We start from the raw sequence: 21577 nt of genomic DNA on the forward strand, positions 1-21577 counted from the left end.
GGCTCTTTTTCCGGAATTACGCTTAAAACGCTTTGCCATGGTCCTTTGCCTAGTGGCTTGCCTTGCGCAGTTTGCTTAAAATTTTAGCCAACGTATTGGCGGCATGTATAAAAACCGTAATTTTAGCTGACTGAAGTTAAAGAGGAGCGCACGGAATGGGGACATATTTTCAGAGTTATCGCGAAGAAATATCGTTTACGGTAAACACCAACCGGCCCTTCACGCTCTATGAGTTCAACCGCCGCCTGCGCGAGGAAATAGAGAACGCCCTGCCGCACCGCTACTGGATCATTGCCGAGATCTCGGAGGCCCGGGTGCACCACCAGAGCGGCCACTGCTACCTCACCCTCACCGACAAAGAACCCGGCTCCAAGAGCACGCTCATGGCCCAGGCCCGCGGCACCATCTGGAAACGCCAATACCAGGAAATTGCCCAGTATTTTGAGGCCCAGACCGGGCATCCGCTTAAAAGCGGCCTTAAGATTCTGTTCAACGCCAGCCCGCGGTTCCATGAGCTGTACGGGTTCAGCCTGGACATCCATGACATTGACCCTACCTATACCTTAGGCGATCTGGCCCGGCAGCGGCAGGAAACCATTGCCCGCCTCCAGACCGAAGGCCTGCTGGATCTGAACCAGAAGCTGGCGCTGCCCCCGGTACCCCAACGGCTGGCCGTTATCTCCTCGCCTACCGCCGCCGGTTACCAGGACTTTGTGAGCCAGTTGGCGAACAATCCCTTCGGGTATGCTTTCCAGCTCAGCTTATTTGAGGCCAGCGTGCAGGGCACGGAGGCGGTTTCTTCCATAAAGGCGGCTTTGTCTAGGGTAACGCTGCGGCAACAGGCGTTTGATGCCGTAGTCATCATCAGGGGCGGGGGCTCCCAAACCGATCTGCTGTGCTTTGACCATTACGAGCTGGCCGCCACCGTGGCTCAGATGCCCTTGCCCGTACTCACCGGCATTGGCCACGAGCGCGATGAATCCATCACCGACCTGGTGGCCCACACGCCGCTTAAAACGCCTACGGCCGTGGCTGCTTTCTTGGTAGACCGGCTCAATGAGTTTGAAGCGGCCATGGAAAGTGTGTTTCTGGCGGTTAGAGAGGCGGCATCGGCTTTGGCCGTGGCCCAGGAGCGCCGCATCACGTTGCTCAGCAGCCAGGTACAGCAGCGCACCAATGCGTTCCTCCACCAGAAACACTACCAACTGGAATGCCAGACCCGCACACTGTCTGATAAGCCCCAGAAGTTCCTCACGCAGGAACAGCGCCACGTCATGTGCGAGGAAATGCGGCTCAGCCACAGCGTGCAGCAACTCATTAGGGCCAAAGAAACCCGGCAGCAGCAGTATGGGCAGCAACTGGAGCACAGCAGCCAGAAGAAACTGAACTCAGGCGTGAAACACCTCACGCACCTGGAGCATTGTTTACAAACAGCCGCCAAGCAGAAAGTGCAGAAAGCGCAGTTCGCGTTCCAGAAAAACCAGCAGCGGCTGCTGTACGGCGCCAAAGACCAGCTTAAGATCAAGGGGCACCAGTTGCAGTTGGTGGAGATGGACCTGAAATCACATGACCCGGAGATCATGCTCATGCGCGGCTACACGCTCACCTACGTGAACGGCAAGTTGCTGAAGTCGCTTGACCAGCTCAAGCGCGGCGACCAGCTCCAGACCAGGCTGCTGGCCGGCTCTGTCTCCAGTACCGTCACCAAAGTAAACGAACCAGACCTTTTTAGTTAATACAATAGTTCACAGCGATTGTATAGAATTCAGATTTCACGCATGCAGAAACGCACGATATTCAAGATCATATTTTGCCTACTACCTTTTATCTCAGATGCCCAAACCAAAAGCTATTTAAATGAGGAAGAGAAAAGATATCTTTTAAATTTTATTTATCCACTTTCTTCCATTGAACCAGATTTTCAGAGTAATGAAGACTTGAAAGTCTTGGACAAATTGATAGGAGATTCTAAGGTGGTGGCTTTGGGCGAAGTTACCCATGGGTCAAGCGAGATTTATAAAATGAAAGATAGGATTGTTAGGTATTTAGCCCAAAACAATCACTTTGACATTTTCGCTTTAGAGGCTGCCATGCCAGAAGCGCATGCAATGAATCAATATACCTTTCATTCACAGGGAGATCCTAAAGCTTTACTTAAAGGAATGCATTTCTGGATTTGGCAGACAGAGGAAATGTTATCCCTTATCCATTGGATGAAAACCTACAATGACACTCACGCTAGGAAAATCCACTACACAGGATTTGATATGCAATCTTACGAGGGGGCACTTAAAAACATTGAAACATTATCAGATCATCAGTTTCCTAAAAGTGACATTGATGAACTTTCAGCGTTACTTCTTGCTATTAAAACGAAAACTACAAAAAGGAAGTCGGGCCACACTATTGTAACAAAAAAGCAAAAGGAAAGAATAACTGTGCTCCTCAACAAGGCAAAGCAATCATCAGATAAAATATCTGATAAACAGCAAAAAAGCTGGCTTCTGCAAAACATCAGGATTATTGAGCAGTACTTGGAGAAACGCTACTCCAACCGTGATGATTTCATGGCTGAAAATGTCCTTTGGCTAAACAACCAGCACCCAGATTCCAGAATCATTGTTTCCGCTCATAATGGGCATATCAATAACAGGGGCAATGAGATGGGGAGCTATCTATCTAAAGAGTTAAAAGACAAGTATACTACTTTTGGATTCGGGTTTTACCAAGGAACGTTTACAGGATTGGACAACTCTATGAAGAGAGAAAGTTTAAACACTCCTCAGATTGCGCAAAAAGCAGGTGAAGGCACACTAGAGTATCTCCTAAATTCACTGGATATCCCGATCTTCATACTTGACCTCAAAGAAATAAAAAGAGAGAACAACCCTCTATCTAATTGGCTTGTTCATGAGGTTGTTAAATTTAGGAACACAGGAGCTGTAGCTTTAAAACGAGAGTTTTGGGACGCAAAAATTTCCAATGATTTTGATTATTTGATATTTATAAGAGACTCAAATGGATCAAAGCTTATCAATAGAAATTGAAAACTTCTGCCTGCAAACATTCTACAACATGAAATGTTTGCCCCATTATAAAGCCTAAACCCACGCAACATCCTCCCTCTTTTCCTAACTCCCAATTTTTAATTCACAGACATGAGCAACATTACCTATAAACAAGCCACCCAGGAACTGGAAGCCATTCTCAAAGCCATTGAGAACGATGACGTAGATGTGGACGAACTTACCCAGAAAGTGCAGCGTTCCTCAGAACTGATCAAACTCTGCAAGCAGAAACTTCGCACCGCCGAGGACGCCATCAACCAGGTGTTCAATGACATTAACTGCGAAGACCCCAAAGCTGAATAAACCGTTTCCTGTTTAGGGGCTGTTTTTGGAAAAATGGCCCCTAAACAGGAAATTGGCGTTTAAGAGAATCCTTACCTCCGTCTATCATCAGACCATGCAGACTTCCATCCGTCATTTTTGCCTGCTTCTAGGCCTGGCCGGCGCTTTGGGCTGTGAGCAGAAAAAAGCCCCAGCGGCACCAGCAGCCCCGGCACCTGCCGCCGCCTTTGAACCCACCCAACTCACCCAGGAAACCGTCATTGACTCGCTCACCGCCTACGGGCAGGCGCACCCCCATGACACGCTGGTACTCATCAGCACCCCCAAAGGCGACATCAAGATCAGGCTGTACAAAGACACGCCGCTGCACCGCGCCAATTTTGTGCGGCTGGCCAATTACGGCTTCTTTGACAAGACGGTGTTTTTCAGGGTGGAGAAAGACTTCATGATCCAGGGCGGCCGCACAGACCAGCCTAACATGAAAATTGGCACCTACAAGATTCCGCCGGAGATTAAGCGTCCTTACTTCCACAAGCGCGGCGCGGTGGGCATGGCCCGCTACGGCGATGACCAGAACCCAGAGCGCATGTCCTCTAACCGGGACTTCTACATTGTGCAGGGCCACCCGCAGCAGGAGCACGAGCTGGAAGCCAACATCAGGGAATTCAACCTGAAGCTAACTCCGGCCCAGAAGAAGATTTACCGCACCCAGGGTGGCGCGCCCAACCTGGACCAGACTTTCACTGTGTTTGGTGAAGTGGTGGAAGGCATGGACGTGGTAGACAGCATTGCCGCCATGCCGGTAGACCAGCAGAAGTGGCCGGTGAAGGATGTGGGCATGAAGGTGAAGGTGGTTCGGGAGTAGGGTTGTTAGGAAGGGCTATAGTTTGTTGTTCCCTCGGCTATGCCGATGGATTGTTGGAATAGCGTAGTCCGGTATTCCCCTGGCTTTACCGTTTGATGCGTTAGTTTACTAACTGTGTTGTTTCATAGATTCCGGTAAGCGCTCACGGCCGCGGGGCCTCGTCCTGTCGGTTCGCACTGCTGTTAAAACTAAACCTTCGGTTTTGCCTTCGGCACCGTAGTAACAGAGGCGCTCACCGCCACGACTGGTTTTGGTTCCATTTCTGCTTCTGTTTTCTTGTAGTAATCTTTTTACAGGTAAATTCTGTCATTCCGCTAGCCTATGGTGAGCTCGTGCTGCGCACATCAGTCAGAGGGAATGTACTTAATTGGCTAAGTTGGATATTTGGTTGCGTTTAGGGGCTCTTTTCTGAAAAACAACCTCTAAACGGAAAAGCTAGGACGCCAAGGCAGAGAAGTCAACAGCACATTCAAGGCGCAAGCCTTGAATTACACAAGCAGATACTCCCCCTTTGAAGGGGGCGAAGGGGGATGTTTACACAGGAGGGCACGCATTGCTCTGTAGGGGCGTATGGCATACGCCCACACGCATACCTGATACTCCCCTCCCGGGAGGGGTTGGGGTGGGTTCATTCCGTTTGCCACTACTAACCTACTCACCCAAGTGTAATCAACTTCTTTACATACCGCTTCATCCATTGCACCAAAAAGAAAAACGCACCTCATTGCTGAGGTGCGTTTTTGGCTTGTTTTCAGAAAAATAGCCCTGAAACGGAACTACCAGATGTGCACGCGCTCAGCTTCTGGGCGGTACATCTTGTTGCCTGGGGCACAGCCGAAGGCTTTGTAAAACTGCGGCATGTTAGACAAGGGTCCGTTGATCCGGAAAGAGGCCGGAGAGTGCGGGTCTGTCTGCACTTGCTGGCGCAGGAAGTTCTCGGTGGCGTTGGTTCTCCAGATCTGGGCCCAGGCCAGGAAGAAACGCTGGTCTGGCGTGAAGCCGTCAATCTTGCCTACGTTCTTGTTGGCGATGGCTTTCTGTAAGGCGGTGAAGGCAATGTTCAAACCTCCAATATCGGCTATGTTCTCGCCCATGGTCAGTTTTCCGTTTACAAAAACGCTGTCCAGGGGTTGCATGGCGCTGTACTGGCGGTCTACCAGATCAGTGCGTTGCTTGAACTTGGCCTTGTCCTCGGCGGTCCACCAGTCCCGCAGGTTGCCTTCGGGGTCATACTGGCTGCCTTGGTCGTCAAAGCCGTGGGTCAGTTCGTGGCCAATCACCGCGCCCATGCCCCCGTAGTTCACGGCGTCATCGGCTTTAGGGTCAAAGAACGGAGGTTGCAGAATACCGGCCGGGAACACAATCTCGTTCATAGACGGGTTGTAGTACGCGTTCACGGTAGGCGGTGTCATGCCCCACTCGGCGCGGTCTACCGGTTTGCCCAGCTTGTTCACGTTGTCCAGGAATCCCCAGCGGGAGGCGTTGAGTACATTTTGCAGGAAAGCCGTGCGGCTCACGTTTAGCCCCTCATAGGTCTCCCATTTATCTGGATACCCGATTTTCACCGCGAAGGCATTTAGTTTATTCAGGGCCTGCTGCTTGGTGGCTTCGCTCATCCAGTCCAGGTTTTTCACGTGCTCCTGGAACGCGCTGCGCAGGTTGTTCACCATTTCCAAGGCCTTGGCTTTGGCTTCCGGCGAGAAAGCTTTGTCTACGTACTCCTGGCCCAGGGCTTCGCCGATGGTGCCGTCGGTCATGCGCAGCACGCGCTTCCAGCGGGGCTGCATCTCTTTGGCGCCGCTCAGGAATTTGCTGTAGAAGTTGAAGTTCTCCTGCACGAACGCCTGCGGCAGATACGCCGCCGAGGTACGGGCCAGATGCCAGCGCAGGTACGTTTTCCAGTCAGACACCGGAACGGCGGTTAGCATGGTATTGGCTTCTTTCAGGAATTTAGGCTGCGCTACTATCACTTCTTTGGCGCCGGTCACGCTCATGTTTTTGAGGAGCGTAGGCCAGTTAAAATTAGGAGACAGTTTCTGCAGCTCGGCCACCGTCATTTTGTTGTAGGTAGCATGCGGATCGCGCTGTTCCACGCGGGTCATAGACGCTTTGGCCAGACGGGTTTCCAGCTCCATGATCTTGGCGGCATTTTTCCTGGCAGTGGCCTCGGTGTCGCCCAGCAGGCGGAACATGTTGGCCATGTGCTTCTGGTACTCCTCCCTGATGCTCTGGGAACGGGCATCGGTTTTGAGGTAATAGTCACGGTCTGGCAGGCCCAAGCCGCTTTGCGTGATGTTCACAATGTACTGGGTGCTGTTTTTATCGTCCTGGCCTACGTAGAACCCAAACACGCCCCCTCTGCCAATGGTTTTGAGGTGGGCCATGGCCTGCAGCAGAGAAGCTCTGTCTTTGATGGCGTTGATACGGTCCAGTTCAGGCTTCAGAGGCTTTAAGCCCGCTTTCTCAATGGCGGCAGAGTCCATACCGGCGGCGTAGAAATCACCTACCAACTGCGTGGAGGAACCTTTGGGTGCGTTGTTCACGGCCACCGCCGCATCCACTACCGCTCTCAGGGTCTTGTTATTGTTGTCAGCTAACTCATTGAAGCTGCCCCAGCGGCTCTCAGAGGCCGGAATGGGGTTGTTCTTGAGCCAGCCCCCGTTCGCGAACAGGTTAAAGTCTTCGCACGGCGAAACACTGCGGTCCAGGTTCTCCATGTTCAGCCCCACGCCCTTCACCAACGTCTCAGACTGACTTACGGCCGGCGTGTCTGCGGTGGCCGTTGTTTGCTGCACGGCAGGCTTGGAACAACCCGCCACCACTACCCCGCTCAGGGCAGAGGCCAGCCATAGCAACTTGGTATTCTTCATGTTAAATAAAATAATTTACGATGAGACACCCCTACCCGGGGCGATTAGCGGGCAATATAAATCCACCCGCCCCACAAAGCAAGAAAAACGAACAAGCGCTCGTATTCTTGTGCAAGAAAAGACTTAAAAGATGTGGAGTTCTTCTTCCGTATCTCGGGTGAAAATCAGGAACGCTTACTGGACATTCCCGTTTAGGGCCTCTTTTTGGAAAAACAGGCGCTAAACGCAACGGGGAACATATTAGAACAGCGGCGCCTGTTCCGTATCTTTCCACTCATAGAACGTGGCGAAGGACTTGGGTTGCAGGGGCTGGTCAATGGACCGGGCGTAAACACGCGTGAAGCAAGCGCCAAAGTAGAAGATCATGGCCGAGTAGAAGATGAAGAGCAGCAGCACCACAATGGAACCCGAAGTAGCATACACAGACCCCAGATCACTGTTTACTAACAGACGGGCCAGCACCATTTTACCCAGGAGGAAAAGCAGCGCAGTTACCGCGGCCCCCACCCAAACCGCCCGCTTGTGCACGTGCGCAAAAGGCAAAAAGCTGAAGATGATGGCAAACCAGGTAGTCTCCACCGCCAGACCCACAATGCGGTTCACCAGGTGCAGCAGGTGCAATTGGAAACGCGCGTCCCAGAGAGTATAATGGTCATTGATGAAGGCCAGCACCGCATCTGCCATCAAGAATCCCAGAAACAGGAGTCCGCTGGACAGAATGATCAACAGCGCCCTGAACCGGTTGCGCAAAGCGCCCCGCAGGTGCTGCCTGCCCTTCAGCCTGATGCTCCAGAGTTGGTTCAGGGAATTCTGAATCACGGTGAATAACGTGGTAGACACAAAGGTCAGGAACAGGAAACTGAGCGCCGCCGCCCAGCCGTGGCCCTGCAGATCCATGAAGTTAGTCAGGATCAGTTCCACCTGGCTGGCCACGTTCTCCCCCACCAGCCCCGTCAGTTTCTCAAACAGCTCCCCGGTAATAAGTGCGTCATTGAAGAGAATGCCCAGCAGGGAGATAACCAGAATTAGTACCGGCGGCAGCGCGAACAAAGTGAAAAACGCCGTGGAAGACGCCAGCCGCAAAGGATCATTCTGCCGGAACAGGCCAAAAGCCTCTTTGAAAAGCGTGAGCAAGGGCTGTACTTTAGTGGTTAGGTGGGAGGGTAGCAATGCAATCATCAGGCACAATACGGAAAATCTCAGTTTTAGGCTAATTCTGGAAAAAGAGGCGCTAAACGCAAAAACGGCCAGTTCACCTCCCTAAATCGCCAGCGGCAAAAGCTCTTCTCTACAGCAGCTCTTTGGCCGGGTCCCAGAACCGTTTCTCAAAGTCCACCACCTTGTCATCCTTCACCTGAATGCCCTCGCTTTCCAGATGGGCCTGCATGGCATCATAGGACTCAAAATGCTGCTTTCCCGTGAGCATGCCGTTCCGGTTGACCACTCTATAGGCCGGGATGCCCTGCTGCGCATGCGAGGCAATGAGGGCCCACCCCACCATGCGGGCAGATCCCTTCGCACCCAGGTACGCGGCAATGGCCCCATAAGAGGTGACCCGCCCCGGCGGAATGAGTTTGACCACTTCATACACATCCTGAAAAAAATTGGTGCGCTTCTCTGAGGCGTTAGGGGTTGCAGCAGGCATACGAGTTCATTTTGAGGCACTTGGTGGAAAAAACACGGAATTCTGATTTTTTTTCTGCTCCGTTAAACCTTTGCCCTCTATTTATGTCTAATTTTAAAAGTACCTAAAAAACGCAATAAACCTACCTGCTCCCGTTCTGAAAGGAAGTTCATGCTCCTTTGCGGTAGCCTGTAGTCATTTATACCCCCATCAAATGAAAAAGCTGCATTTTTGTCCGCTGCTGTCCCCTCCAGCCGGGTATTACGCCTCCTGGGCAGATGGTTCACCGTCTTCTTCGCGAGCGCTTCCTTATTTGCCTCAGAAATATTCTGCACCGGCCCATTAAGCGGTAAAAACAACCTTTACACGAATAGAGGAACCTGCGGGTTACTTTTTTGGGTTACCCTCACCTGTAGCCACACCAAACTTTATCATCAACAAAACCACCTATTCACTACAAACACTAGAGTTTAGTACCTCCACATTCTATGAAAATCAAACACATCGTCTATGCGCTGCTCATCATTGGTTTAGGAGCTTTGGTCTATTACCGTATTTCCAGCAACAAAGAACAGGCTGGAGCCGGCGGACCGGGCGGCGGTAAAGGTCCAGGCGGACCCGGTGGGCCCGGAGGCGGAGCACCAGCCATGCGCGTCAGTGGTATTGTAGCCACTCCACAGGAATTCGCCAACTCCTTATCGGTAACCGGTTCCATTGAAGCCAATGAGCAGGTAGAGATTAGAGCCCAGGTATCAGGGCAAGTTCGCAGCATTACGTTTAGCGAAGGCGGCAACGTACGCAAAGGCCAAGTGCTGGCTAAAATTGATGATTCTGAACTCAGAGCCCAATTGGCGCAGGCCCAAACCCGCCAAAGCCTGACGGCCGAGAACGAGCGCCGCGCCCGTTTGCTCCTCCAGAAAGAAGCCATTAGCCGTGAAGAGTATGACGTAGCCCGCGCCGAGCTCAAAACTGCCCAGGCGCAGATTCAGCTGGTGCAGGCCCAACTGGCGAAAACGTCTATTGTGGCTCCGTTTTCTGGCAAGGTGGGGTTAAGAGCTATTTCTGAGGGTGCGTTCTTAACGCCAGAGACTGTGGTGACCAATCTGGTGAGCACCAACCCGGTTAAGATCACCTTCGCCGTTCCGGAAAAATACGCTTCCCAGGTAAAAGTAAACACGGAGCTTACCTTCACGGTGGCCGGTTCCTCAGACAAATTCACCGCCAAGGTGTACGCCATTGAGCCTAACATTGCGGCAGCCACCCGCACCCTGCAATTACGGGCGCGGGCAGACAACCCCAACGGTGTGTTGTTGCCGGGTTCCTTCGCCAATATTCAACTACCTTTAACGGTTATACCAGACGCGCTCCTCATTCCTACCCAGGCGGTAGTGCCGGTACAGAACGGTAAAAAAGTGTTCATTGCAGAAAACGGCAAAGCCAAGGAAGTCATGATTGAAACCAGCACCCGCACAGAGAAAGACCTATTGGTAACCTCGGGCATCAGCGCCGGAGACACCATCCTGACCACCGGCGTGATGTCTTTGAAAGCAGGAAGCCCAGTGCGCGTAGCGCCGGCCAAGCAATAATCTAAATCCATTTAAAATGAGTTTATCCACCACCAGTATAAAACGCCCGGTCTTCACGATTGTGCTCAACCTGCTCCTCATGCTGTTTGGGGTGATTGGGTACACGTTCCTGGGCATACGGGAATATCCGTCCATTGACCCGGCCATCGTGTCGGTACGGACCACCTACTCCGGGGCCAACTCTGATATCATTGAGTCCCAGATCACAGAGCCCCTGGAGAAAGCCATCAACTCCATTGACGGTATCCGGAACATTTCCTCTACCAGTAACCAGGGCTCCAGCAACATCAACATTGAGTTCAACCTGGACAAAAACCTGGAAGAGGCGGCCAACGACGTGCGTGACAAAGTATCGCAGGCGGTAAGAAGTCTGCCCGAGGACATTGATGCCCCGCCGGTAGTTTCCAAAGCCGATGCTGACTCTGAGCCTATCATCACCATGACGGTCCGCAGCGCCACCCGTGACGCTCTGCAACTCTCAGATTACGCCGAGAACGTAATTTCCCAACGTCTGCAAACCATTCCTGGCGTAAGTAGCGTGCAGATTTGGGGGCAGAAACGTTACGCTATGCGCTTATGGCTAGACCCTATGAAACTGGCCTCTTACGGTTTGACCGTAGGCGACGTACGCACCGCCCTCAACCGCCAGAACGTGGAACTGCCTACCGGAAAAGTAAGCGGCAGCAACACGGAACTGACGGTAAGAACGCTTGGTAACTTATCTAACGAGCAACAGTTCAACGACCTCATCATCTCTTCTCAGGGAGAGACCATTACCCGTTTCAGTGACATAGGGCAGGCCGAACTTGGGCCCGAGAACCTGGAGACCAAAATGACGGAATCTGGCGTGCCCATGGTGGGGATGGCCATTATTCCGCAGCCGGGCACAAACTACCTGGACATTGCCGGTAACTTCTACGAGCAGTTTGATAAGTTAAAAACAGAGCTCCCGCAGGACCTGCAGCTGGATATTGTGATGGACAACACCCTGTTCATCAAGAAATCGGTGACCGAGGTGGCAGAAACCATCCTTATCTCACTGGTGCTGGTAATTGTCATTATTTACCTGTTCTTCCGGGACTGGGGCATCGCGTTCCGCCCGTTGATCGACATTCCGGTGTCTTTGATTGCCACGTTCTTCATCATGTACCTGGCAGGCTTCTCCATCAATGTCTTGACCTTGCTGGCCATTGTACTGGCTACCGGTCTGGTGGTAGATGACGGGATTGTGGTGACGGAGAACATCTATAAAAAGGTAGAGGAAGGCATGTCTCCTATTGAGGCGGCCATCAAAGGTTCCAATGAGATTTTTCTGGCGGTTATCTCCATCTCCATCACGCTGGCGGCGGTATTCTTACCAGTTATCTTCCTGGAAGGCTTCGTGGGAAGATTGTTCCGTGAGTTTGGGGTGGTGATTGGCGCGGCCGTATTGATCTCAGCGTTCGTCTCCCTGACCTTAACCCCCATGCTGAATGCCTACTTGATGAAAGGCGGCGTTCACAAACGCTCTAAATTCTATGAGTGGACAGAGCCGTTCTTCCAGAACATGAACCAAGGCTACGCCGATGCCCTGAGCGGTTTCATGAAACGGAAATGGCTCAGTTTCCCTATCATTGCGGCTTGTCTTGGCTTAATTGCGCTGTTTTACAATGTGCTACAGAAAGAAACCGCCCCGTATGATGACCGCAGCATGCTACGGGTTATGTCTACGGCTCCCGAAGGTTCTTCCTATGAATACATGGAGCGCTTCATGACTGAACTGAGCCAATTGGTAGATGACTCCATTCCAGAGAAACAAGTGAACCTGGTTATTACGTCTCCCGGCTTCGGGGGCTCTGGCTCTGTGAACAGCGGGATGATGCGTTTGGCGTTAAAGCAACCTGAAGACCGGGAACGATCCCAGAAAGAAGTGGCAGATCACCTGTCCAAGTTGGTGCGCCGTTACCCAGAAGCCCGTACCAATGTGATTCAGCAACCTACTATCTCCGTTAACCGCCGCGGTGGTCAGCCTATCCAGTACATCATTCAGGCACCAAACTTCCAGAAACTGGAAGAAAAGATTCCGCAGTTTATGGAAGCGGTGAACAATGACCCCACGTTTGTGATGCCCGATGTGAACCTCAAATTCAATAAACCGGAGATTAACATCACCATTGACCGCGAGAAAGCCCAAAGCCTGGGCGTATCTGTGATTGACGTGGCCCAAACCTTACAGTTGTCATTAAGCGGGCAGCGTTTTGGGTACTTCCTCATGAACGGCCGCCAATATCAGGTGATGGGCCAGTTTGACCGCCCAGACCGCGACGATCCTATGGATTTAACCTCCCTGTTTGTGCGCAGCTCCAACGGCCAACTGATTCAGCTGGACAATGTGGTTACGATGGAGGAACGAAGCAGCCCACCGCAGCTGTACCACAACAACCGTTATTTATCAGCTACGGTATCTGCGGGTCTGGCTCCGGGCAAAAGTATTGGCGATGGCATTGAAGCCATGGACCGTATCAAAGAGCAGGTGCTGGATGAGTCTTTCTCCACTGACTTAGGCGGGGAATCACGTGACTTCGTGGAAAGCGGTTCCAACACCATGTTCGCCTTCGGGTTGGCTTTGCTGCTGATCTACCTCATTCTGGCGGCGCAGTTTGAAAGCTTCATTGATCCGTTCATTATCATCTTGACGGTACCAATGGCGGTGGCTGGGGCTATGCTCTCTCTGTGGTTGTTTGGGCAAACCTGGAACATCTTCAGCCAGATTGGGACCATCATGCTCATCGGGCTGGTAACCAAAAACGGTATCCTGATTGTGGAGTTTGCGAACCAGCTGCGGGAAGAGGGCAAATCTAAGATGGACGCCATTCTGGAAGCCTCAGAAGCCCGCCTGCGTCCAATCCTGATGACCAGTTTGGCCATTGCCTTGGGTGCCTTGCCAATTGCCCTAGCCTTGGGGGCCGCAGCTCAAAGCCGGATGGGCATGGGGATAGTGATTGTGGGAGGTACTATTTTCTCCCTGGTGCTCACCCTGTTCATTATTCCGGCTATTTATTCCATGTGGTCTAAGGAACGCAAACACCACCCAGAGTTTGACCACATTGAAGAGTACGAAAAAGCAGTTGCCCACTAATCATTCCTTTGAACTAAACCTTTTATGTTAAAAAATAGATTTGGTCTCCTGCCCCTGCTGGTCCTCATGATGCTTTTTAGCGCACGAGCGGCCCAGGCGCAGGAGGTCCTGACCTTAGAAGAAGCCGTTAGGATAGCACTGGAACGGAACTATGACATTAAGCTATCTGCCAATGACGAGCGCATTGCGGAAAACAACGTAACCAGAGGCAACGCCGGCATGTTGCCCACCGTTAGTGCAACGCTGAATAATAATGGCTCAATTCAGAACAGCACCCAAGATCGCGGTGATGGCAGACCTATAAATGAAGTAAGTTGGGGGAAAAGCTCAAACCTAAATTATGGTGTAGGCTTGAACTGGACCATCTTCAATGGCTTTGCTATGTTTACTCGTTATGAGCAGTTACAGGAACTTGAGAAGCTTGGGGAAGCCAACCTCCAGTTAATTATCCTTTCCCGTGTAGGCGACGTGATGAGCACCTTTTATGAACTGGTGCAGCAGCAACACCAACTCAAAGCGTATGATACAGCCATTGCCATTTCCCGCCTGCGGGTAACCACCGCCCAGAACCGGTTTGAAATAGGAAAAGCCGCGCGTTTGGAGGTACTTAACGCGCAGGTAGACTTCAACACAGACACTACCAACCTGTTACGCCAGCAGGAACTGTACCGCAACACCCAGATCAGGTTGAATGAACTGATGGCTAGAGACGTCAATATCAGATTCAGTGTACCGGACCAGTTGCTGATTGACGATCAACTCACCCTGGGAACCCTCTCTACCCAAGCCGCACAGCAGAACCCTTCCTTGAAAGCAGCTTTGCTTAACCGCAGGATTGTTGAGCTAGATGCAAAGCTGGTCAGAGCAAATCGTTTACCAGTGATTGGTGTGAGCACCGGATATAACTTTTCTAGAAACCAAAATGCTTTATCACCATTAGGATTCACCTCAATTTCTTCTGGAAATGGTTTAACGTATGGCGTTACGGCTTCGGTGCCCATCTTCAACGGGTTCAACCAGCGCCGGCTGGAGCAGAATGCCAATGTGCTCATCAACAGTGCGCAGCTGCAGTATGAACAGGTCAACCAGAACATCAACGCCCAGTTGGCCTCGGCGTACCAAACGTACCTGACCAACCTGAGCCTGGTGAAACTGGAGGAGAACAACCAGCGCATCGCCCGCCAGAACCTGGACATCACCATGGATAAATACCGCCTGGGTAGCATTACCACGGTAGAGGTGAGAGATGCCCAACTCAACTACGTGAATGCCACCGTTAGATACAGCAACGCGCAGTATCTGGCCAAGTTAGGCGAGATTGCGCTGAAGGAGATTGCCGGTACGCTAAACCTGTAATTCCTCTTTTGCGTGTTGAAGCGTTTAGGGGCCGTTTTTGGAAAAACGGCCCCTAAACGCTTTTTTCTTTTACCTCTAATACATTTCTTCATGCCGAACCACTTGGCTTACTCCGCCCTCAACTACTTTGGAGCATCTGACCTGGACCGGGCTCATTTACGGAGGCGGGATGCCGCATGGCTCAGCCAACGGCTGCAAGATCCTGCCACTGTGCTGCTGCCCTTCCTGCACCTGAAACCGCTTCTCTCAGACACCCACCAACTGATGACTTTGTCAGTGAACGAGCTTCCTGTGCAGGACCTTGGCCTTAGTCCTATCTTTTTAGGCCTGAAAGAAGACCGCGCCTACTTTGCCATAGATTTGCAGGAAGACCATGGGTTTATTCCGCTGGGCGGAAGTTTTCAGGAGCTTTGAGAGGCCACGCTGCCATTGGCCCGGCCCCAGAGTTCGCTGCTAGCCTACGCCAAAGCCATGATCCATTGGAACCGGCAGCACCAGTTCTGCCATGTTTGCGGGGCTCAGGCCGTTTCCAAAGACGCGGGGCATGGCAGGAAGTGTACCAACCCGGCCTGCCACACCTCGCACTTCCCCCGCACAGACACCGCCGTCATTGCCATGGTCACCTGCGGAAATAGCGGACTACTCGCCCGTCAGGCCTCGTGGCCCCAGGGACAATACGCGACCATCGCAGGCTTTCTGGAACCCGGCGAGACACTGGAAAACGCCGTGGCCCGGGAAGTGCAGGAAGAAGTGGGCTTGCAGGTGACGCAGGTGGAATACCACTCTTCGCAGCCCTGGCCGTTTCCGGCTTCCATTATGGTGGGGTTCACAGCCCGGGCAGAAAACACGCATCTGCACCTGGACCCCGCCGAAATTGAGGATGCCCGCTGGTTTACCCGCTCCCAACTCAAGGAATTGGTGTCTACCGGAGAAATCAAATTACCCCCAGCCCTTTCCATTTCTTACCGGCTCATCCAGGATTGGCTCAACGCCGATGGCGAGCAGTAGGATTCACTATTTGCATATCGCCTGTTTTGGGGCCGTTTTTTGAAAATCAGCCCCTAAACAGCCAAAAGAGATTCTCTATCTCATTATCTTTACTGGTGCTCTTCCGTTAATTTTTCCATTGGAAAAGCAGGGGCAGCACTTCCATTCGTGCTGGCAGCAGCATCGGATTAAAGGCATTCCTCCATGATCAATAAATTAGCGGCTCGTCTGAAACACCTTCATCTGGTTGACCGCCTTAAGAACCTGTTTTCAAAAGATTTCACAGAAATCATCAATCCGCCACAGCCTTCTGCCAGGTTTTACGTGTCTGTTTGCTGCATTGCCAAAGATGAAAATGAGTATCTGGAGGAATGGATCAACTACCACCTCAAGGTTGGAGTGGAGCATTTTTACCTCTATGACAATGACAGCAAAGTACCCCTGAAAGAAACCTTGGCTAAGGCAGGGCTCCTGAAACATGCCACCGTCATTAGAACGGTGGGGCGGGCCAAACAAAACAAGGCCTACCTCCACTGCCTGAAAATGTACGGCGGCACTTCCCGCTGGATTGGTTTCATTGACGCTGATGAATTCATTGTTCCCAAAGCCCCCAAAGGCGATTTACCGGCGTTCCTGAAAGTGTATGAACCGTATGGAGGCGTTGGGGTTAACTGGATGTTCTTCGGGTCAAGCGGGCACCGGAACAGGACCCAGCGGCCGTTGTTGGAAAGCTTTCTGCTTAGGTCCGAGGAAAGCTACGACAATAACCGCCACATCAAAAGCATTGTGCAACCTGCTTTTGTGCAAGGAATCCTGAACTCGCATAGCTTTGCCTATAAACCCAATGCGTTCTGCGTGAACGAAAATTTTACGCCTATAGAAGGCGCTTTTTCAGAGGTTAGCGTGGCTAAAATTCAGCTTAACCATTACTACTGCCGGTCTTTTGAGGAGTATGCGGAAAAGATCAGGAGAGGAAACGCAGATTCTTTCAGGAAGAGATCAATGGAACACTTTTACCTGCATGACAAAGACTGCAACAAAGTAAGGGATACCACCATCCTTGATCTCTTTAGCTCCTGATATTGCCGCACACCCATCAACTTTCATTTGGTTCCCAAGCAACAAGCCCTGCCAGAAAAGACTCTGACAGGGCTTGTTGCTTGGGGAAGACTCTATTTCTAAGAAGCACTATTTGCTTTCATCTGCGCCCGCAGTTGCTTCACGCGGTCTTCAAACAAGGTTGGCGTTTCTTCTTTGGCCACCACTTCCTGGAACAACTCCATGAGTTCGGGTTCGTGCTGGGCGCGTTCGTTTTTGCGGACGTCAATGTACACGAACTTGGTCCAGAGCACAGATTTCAGCTTCTTTTTCTCGGCGTCAAACATGAGGTGCTCTACCAACATGCTGGTTTCGGTCACGTGCCGGATGCTGGTCTGGATGGTCACCAATTCCCGCACCAGCGCCGGGTTCAGGTACACAATCTGGTTCTGGCCCACCACCCAGGCCCGACCTGTTTTCCGGAAGAAGGCATGGATGTCCAGCCCATAGGCGGCCTCCACCTGGTCTTCGCGCTCATTCTGGAAATAATTGAGGAAAGCGCTGTTGTTCAAGTGCCCGAAGGGATCGCAGTGATCGAACCGAATGCGGGTCTGGCTTTCCAGCACAGAGGGTTTAGGGTTTGTTGTTTCTTCTTTCATAGTTTCTGAGAATATACCGATTGGTTTATGACAAGGGAAATTTTTTAGCGCACCTCCAGTTCCTGTCTCAGCCAGCGCTCCAGCTGGTTCAGCACTGTCTGTAAGGGTTCTGAGCTGTTGTAGGCTTTGCCCAGGAGAATACCGCCCTCTACGGTGGCCACAAAAAACGTGGCCAGCTGCTGGGAATTAGCCATTACATTAAACTCACCCTGTTCCTGCCCCAGCGCTATGATTTTGCGCAAGCCTTTGTGCAGGCGGTCCAGGACCTTGACCACCCGCTCATGCAGGGCCGGGTGGTTATCATCTGCTTCTACGGCGGTATTGAGCAAAGGGCAGCCGCCCGCCAGGATGGGATTGCTGAGATAGGTACGGTAAAAATTCAGCAGAGCCCGCAGTTTCTCGCCCGCTTTCTGGTAAGGGGCCATGGCATCGCCCACACGGTCAATGAGGGCTTGGGCGGCAAACTCAAAGGCCGCGACGGCCAGTTCGTCTTTGCTGCCGAAGTGTCCGTACAGACAGCCCTTGGTTACTCCAGTGGCCTCCATCAAATCTTGGTAAGATGTGCCGGCAAAGCCTTTACGGTTAAACAGCTCCGCCGCCCGCTCCACAATGAGGTGGCGCGTCTGCTCGGCTTTACTTGTCTGCGGAAGTTTCATGCGAGCAAATATACCAATTGGTTTATTTCAAACAAAGGAGGGCTGTCCCTCCCTTGCCCCTACTCCCTACCTTGCGTTTAGGGGCTGTTTTTCCAAAAACAGCCCCTAAACGCAAGGCAGCCGAACACAACAAAAAAAAGAGCCCAGCACCAAGGGTACCGGGCTCTTCGGGAGCATGAAAGTGTATTTTAATTCGGTTAACGGGCCAAACAAATGTCCTACTTGGTAATTGCTGGTTTAGCCTTTATTCTGGAAAACGGCCGCTAAACGCTCAAAACTTATTTCAGCAGCAAGCCATCTAAGGTAATGGCCACGTAGTACAGACCGCCAATGGTAGGTCCCGCCGCATACTGGATGTAGCGCTCATTGAGCAGGTTGGTGCCACCAGTTTTGAGGGTGATCTTACTCTCGGGCACGCGGTAGGTCACCTGGGCATCTATGGTACTGTACGCGGGCACAATACCGTTGGCAAGGGGGCTCTCCCACAGAAAAGAGTCCTGCCAGCGCCACACCACGTTGAAGCCCAGGTTCTTCACCACCTCCCGGTTCCCGAAGGAGACATTGGCAATCCAGTTGGGGGTGTTGAAGGCCGTCACGAAGATGTCTTTCTCCGCATTGGTCTTGATGGCGTTGTAGTTCACGTTCCCGGAGAGGGTGAATTTCTCATAGAAATTGTACGTGAGGCCCAGCGAGGAACCGTAGTTGTTGTATTTGTTCTTAGCGTTGGTGTACACGCGGTAACGGGTTTGCTGCCCGTTGCGGTTGGCGGCCAGCATAGCAATCACGGCCTCATCAGAGCCTACCGGCACGGTATTGCTTTTAGGCACGCTCACTTCCACCTGCCCCAGAAAACCATCATACACGTTGGTATAGGCATCTAGGTCAATCACCAGTTTGCTGTCAAACAACACACTTTTGTAGCCCACCTCAAAGGAGTTGATCTGCTCTGGCCGGGTGGCCGAAAGGCGGGTGATCTGCAAAACATCCCGGTTCTTGAGGGCTGCCTCGTTTGCTGTGAGCCCCGCCGTTACGTCTTTATTGACCGCGGCATTGAAATCGTTCACGGAAGTGAGGGTGTAGGAATTGTCCAGATAGCCCAATCCTTCATTGATGTAGCCCAAACCGCCTACGCGCCGCACGTTGCCGTTGTTCACATAGGAAACCGCCTCAAACAAGGCCGGGAACCGGAAGCCGTTCTGGTAAGACACCCTAAAGTTATGCTGCTCAGACAAAGTGTACACCGCCGCCACCCGGGGGTTCAGCTTGGGATCGAACTCAGGATTGTAATCTACCCGCAATGAGCCAAACAACTTGAGCCTGTCTCCAAACAGCGTCTTGGTCAACTGCGCGAAGGCCCCAAATTTCTTGTAGTACACGTTGTTTCCGCCGGGCAGAGTGCGCTCCTCAATAGGCCGGGTGAAATCCACGAAATTGTTTCCGTCCGGAATGACCTCGTACACCCGGGCATCGGCGCCCACCAGCAGATTGGCGAATTTCAAGCGATCCACGAAATCATACTGGGCATCGGCGTGGTACAGGCGGCTTTTCTGCGTGAGCCAGGCCCCACCGGTTGCGGGCGCGCCCGAAATCACTTTGCCGTGGTCCCAGTTGTTGATGTTCCGGATGGTGTGCATCAGGTTCTGGAACTGGGGGGTACCTGGTTCGGCCCGGCCCGCATCGGCGGCCTGCCGGGCCAACTGCATGGCGGTGGCCAGGTCTGTGCCGCCGTTCAATTGCGTTTGCAGCGCCGTCTTGAATTTGCCACCCCACTCGCTATTGGAGCCGCCGCCGGTAATGTCCAGGTTGTCGGCCATGGGCTTCACGTTGTAGGAATCGCCGGTATTCTCCAGAGAGACATAGGACCGCACAAAGTAATTGGCTCCTTTCAGTTCCAGCCTATGGTTCTGCACCACCACGTTGTCTAGCTGGATCTTGTTCCCGCGCTGGAACACGCCGTCCATCTTGCCAATCCTATACCCGTAGGCAAGCTCGGCGTTGTCGCTGAGGCGGTAGTGCAGGGCGGCGTCAAACTTCAGGTTATCTACCCGCGGACTCACCAGATCTTTCTCCCAGTAGCCGGTGCGCCGCACCAGAAACGTCTGGTTTTTGCCCTGGTAGTTCACGCCACTCACAGTCACGGCATTGTTGTTTTCGTCGCCGTACTTGTTCCAGGCGTCATAAGCCGGGTTGTTGCCTCCAGACAGCTCCGCGAAGGCGGGGTTGGCGGTATTGAGCGAATTGGGGTTTTGATCAGTGGTGGTGTTGGAGCGCCAGTCGGTGCCGCTCATGTAGCTGGCGTTGATCTTGAAGGCCCACTTGTCCTGAAAGGCTTTGGCGTAGCGCACGGCCACCTCAGACAAGATGCTCGGTTCGGCGTCAATGCCGTCTACGTGGTTGAGGCCGGTTTTCTGGTAAATGCTCAGCCCCTGGTACAGGAACGGACTTTTGGTGAGGAGATTGGCCATGCCGTTGATGGCGTTCATGCCGTACAGCGCCGAGGCCGCCCCGGGCGTGATTTCCACGCTTTCAATGTCTAGCTCGGTGGGCCCAATGGCGTTGCCCAGCGGCACGCCCAGAGTGGCGGCCTGCATGTCTACACCGTCTACCAGCTGCATGAACCGGAAGTTGTTGGGAATGTTGAAGCCGCGGGTGTTAGGTACTTTGAACGTGAGGCTGCTGGTGGTCATCTGCACGCCTTTCACGTTCTCCAGCGCGTCATAGAAGCTGGGTGCCGGAGTTTCCTTGATGGCCCTGATGTCCAATTTCTCAATCGCCACCGGCGATTTCAGGATGCTCTCCTCTACCCGGGAGGCCGATACCACCACTTCCTTTCCCAGCAGCGTCTGCGTGACCAGAGCAATGTCTAAACGGGAACCGGGCTCCGTGATCTCAAACTCCTGTGGCTGAAACCCCACCAGCGACACCACCAGGGTAAACGGAAATCTCAGCTTGGTTTTGAGGGTGAATTCGCCGTTGCCGTTGGTGGCGGTGCCCGTCACGGTACCCCGCACGTATACGCTCACCCCGGGCAGCGGCTCTTTGTTGGCTTGGTCGGTGACCCGCCCGCTGATTTCCACCAGGTTCGTTTCCTGGGCTTTTAGAATAGTTGCGGGAAGCGTGAGCAGAATATAGAAAAGTAAAAATCTGATTTTCATGCGTTTGATGTTAAAAAGTAAAAACTAAAGAGAAGTCTGAAGCGGACTAGCGACAACAACAGCAGTGACGTCTGGCCAAGCCACACATTCGTTTCCTTCTCTGGTTTGCTTTTAAAACATCTGGTTTCATGGGTATGGAGTAATTAAGGTGTTGCTTTGGCTCCGCCCGAAAAAAGCGGATGGTTTGATGGTAATGTGATGCTGGGTTTTACAAGCTCTTGCACACGCATTGCGCCCATATCTGCCGTTTGAGCCTCCCCCCTGTTTAGGGGCCGTTTTTGGAAAAACAGCCCCTAAACGCCTTCTCTCCTGT

The 21577-nt window shown here is 52.4% G+C and carries 16 protein-coding genes; 10 read left to right on the top strand and 6 right to left on the bottom strand.

Features of this window, described 5'->3' with window-relative positions; translation table 11 throughout:
- The first annotated feature begins 155 nt into the window (after positions 1-155).
- From xseA to EFA69_RS07730, 4 genes are all read left to right on the top strand, one after another.
- A complete protein-coding gene (xseA, locus tag EFA69_RS07715) occupies positions 156-1736 on the top strand; it encodes an exodeoxyribonuclease VII large subunit (RefSeq protein WP_123132526.1) in 1581 nt (526 codons plus the stop codon).
- A 42-nt stretch (positions 1737-1778) separates the two neighbouring features.
- Entirely contained in the window at positions 1779-3047 is a 1269-nt protein-coding gene (locus tag EFA69_RS07720; RefSeq protein ID WP_123132527.1) for an erythromycin esterase family protein, read from the top strand.
- Between the two features lie 111 nt (positions 3048-3158).
- Positions 3159-3371, top strand: a complete 213-nt coding sequence (gene xseB / locus EFA69_RS07725) for an exodeoxyribonuclease VII small subunit (protein ID WP_123132528.1) — start codon at positions 3159-3161, stop codon at positions 3369-3371.
- Between the two features lie 94 nt (positions 3372-3465).
- On the top strand, positions 3466-4215 hold the full coding sequence (locus EFA69_RS07730; protein WP_123132529.1) for a peptidylprolyl isomerase: 750 nt from the start codon (positions 3466-3468) through the stop codon (positions 4213-4215).
- Between the two features lie 776 nt (positions 4216-4991).
- Here the strand turns inward: EFA69_RS07730 and EFA69_RS07735 are convergent.
- From EFA69_RS07735 to EFA69_RS07745, 3 genes are all read right to left on the bottom strand, one after another.
- The gene (locus tag EFA69_RS07735) at positions 4992-7085 is read right to left on the bottom strand and encodes a M13 family metallopeptidase (protein ID WP_123132530.1); all 2094 of its coding nucleotides are present in this window, start codon (positions 7083-7085) and stop codon (positions 4992-4994) included.
- Positions 7086-7325: 240 nt separating this feature from the next.
- The gene (locus tag EFA69_RS07740; protein WP_123132531.1) at positions 7326-8264 is read right to left on the bottom strand and encodes a YihY/virulence factor BrkB family protein; all 939 of its coding nucleotides are present in this window, start codon (positions 8262-8264) and stop codon (positions 7326-7328) included.
- A 109-nt stretch (positions 8265-8373) separates the two neighbouring features.
- Positions 8374-8730, bottom strand: a complete 357-nt coding sequence (locus EFA69_RS07745; protein WP_123132532.1) for an MGMT family protein — start codon at positions 8728-8730, stop codon at positions 8374-8376.
- Positions 8731-9197: 467 nt separating this feature from the next.
- Here EFA69_RS07745 and EFA69_RS07755 point away from each other — a divergent pair, with 467 nt between their 5' ends.
- From EFA69_RS07755 to EFA69_RS07780, 6 genes are all read left to right on the top strand, one after another.
- On the top strand, positions 9198-10295 hold the full coding sequence (locus tag EFA69_RS07755; RefSeq protein WP_123132534.1) for an efflux RND transporter periplasmic adaptor subunit: 1098 nt from the start codon (positions 9198-9200) through the stop codon (positions 10293-10295).
- Positions 10296-10311: 16 nt separating this feature from the next.
- A complete protein-coding gene (locus tag EFA69_RS07760; RefSeq protein WP_123132535.1) occupies positions 10312-13413 on the top strand; it encodes an efflux RND transporter permease subunit in 3102 nt (1033 codons plus the stop codon).
- Positions 13414-13437: 24 nt separating this feature from the next.
- Positions 13438-14769 (top strand): TolC family protein, encoded by a 1332-nt coding sequence (locus tag EFA69_RS07765; protein WP_123132536.1) that lies wholly within the window; start codon positions 13438-13440, stop codon positions 14767-14769.
- A 90-nt stretch (positions 14770-14859) separates the two neighbouring features.
- Complete coding sequence (locus EFA69_RS07770) at positions 14860-15183, top strand: NUDIX-like domain-containing protein (RefSeq protein WP_123132537.1); 324 nt, start codon at positions 14860-14862, stop codon at positions 15181-15183.
- A gap of 15 nt (positions 15184-15198) precedes the next feature.
- Complete coding sequence (gene nudC / locus EFA69_RS07775) at positions 15199-15777, top strand: NAD(+) diphosphatase (RefSeq protein ID WP_123132538.1); 579 nt, start codon at positions 15199-15201, stop codon at positions 15775-15777.
- A gap of 183 nt (positions 15778-15960) precedes the next feature.
- Positions 15961-16836, top strand: a complete 876-nt coding sequence (locus EFA69_RS07780) for a glycosyltransferase family 2 protein (RefSeq protein ID WP_123132539.1) — start codon at positions 15961-15963, stop codon at positions 16834-16836.
- A 98-nt stretch (positions 16837-16934) separates the two neighbouring features.
- On the opposite strand, the gene EFA69_RS07785 is transcribed toward EFA69_RS07780, so the two are convergent.
- The 3 genes from EFA69_RS07785 to EFA69_RS07795 form a co-directional block, all read right to left on the bottom strand.
- Positions 16935-17453 (bottom strand): acyl-CoA thioesterase, encoded by a 519-nt coding sequence (locus tag EFA69_RS07785; protein ID WP_123132540.1) that lies wholly within the window; start codon positions 17451-17453, stop codon positions 16935-16937.
- A 44-nt stretch (positions 17454-17497) separates the two neighbouring features.
- The gene (locus EFA69_RS07790) at positions 17498-18109 is read right to left on the bottom strand and encodes a TetR/AcrR family transcriptional regulator (protein ID WP_123132541.1); all 612 of its coding nucleotides are present in this window, start codon (positions 18107-18109) and stop codon (positions 17498-17500) included.
- Between the two features lie 278 nt (positions 18110-18387).
- On the bottom strand, positions 18388-21264 hold the full coding sequence (locus tag EFA69_RS07795) for a TonB-dependent receptor (RefSeq protein ID WP_123132542.1): 2877 nt from the start codon (positions 21262-21264) through the stop codon (positions 18388-18390).
- Between the last annotated feature and the right edge of the window lie 313 nt (positions 21265-21577).

The sequence above is a fragment of the Rufibacter immobilis genome, from assembly GCF_003721565.1.
In the GTDB taxonomy this organism is placed as follows: Bacteria; Bacteroidota; Bacteroidia; order Cytophagales; family Hymenobacteraceae; genus Nibribacter; species Nibribacter immobilis.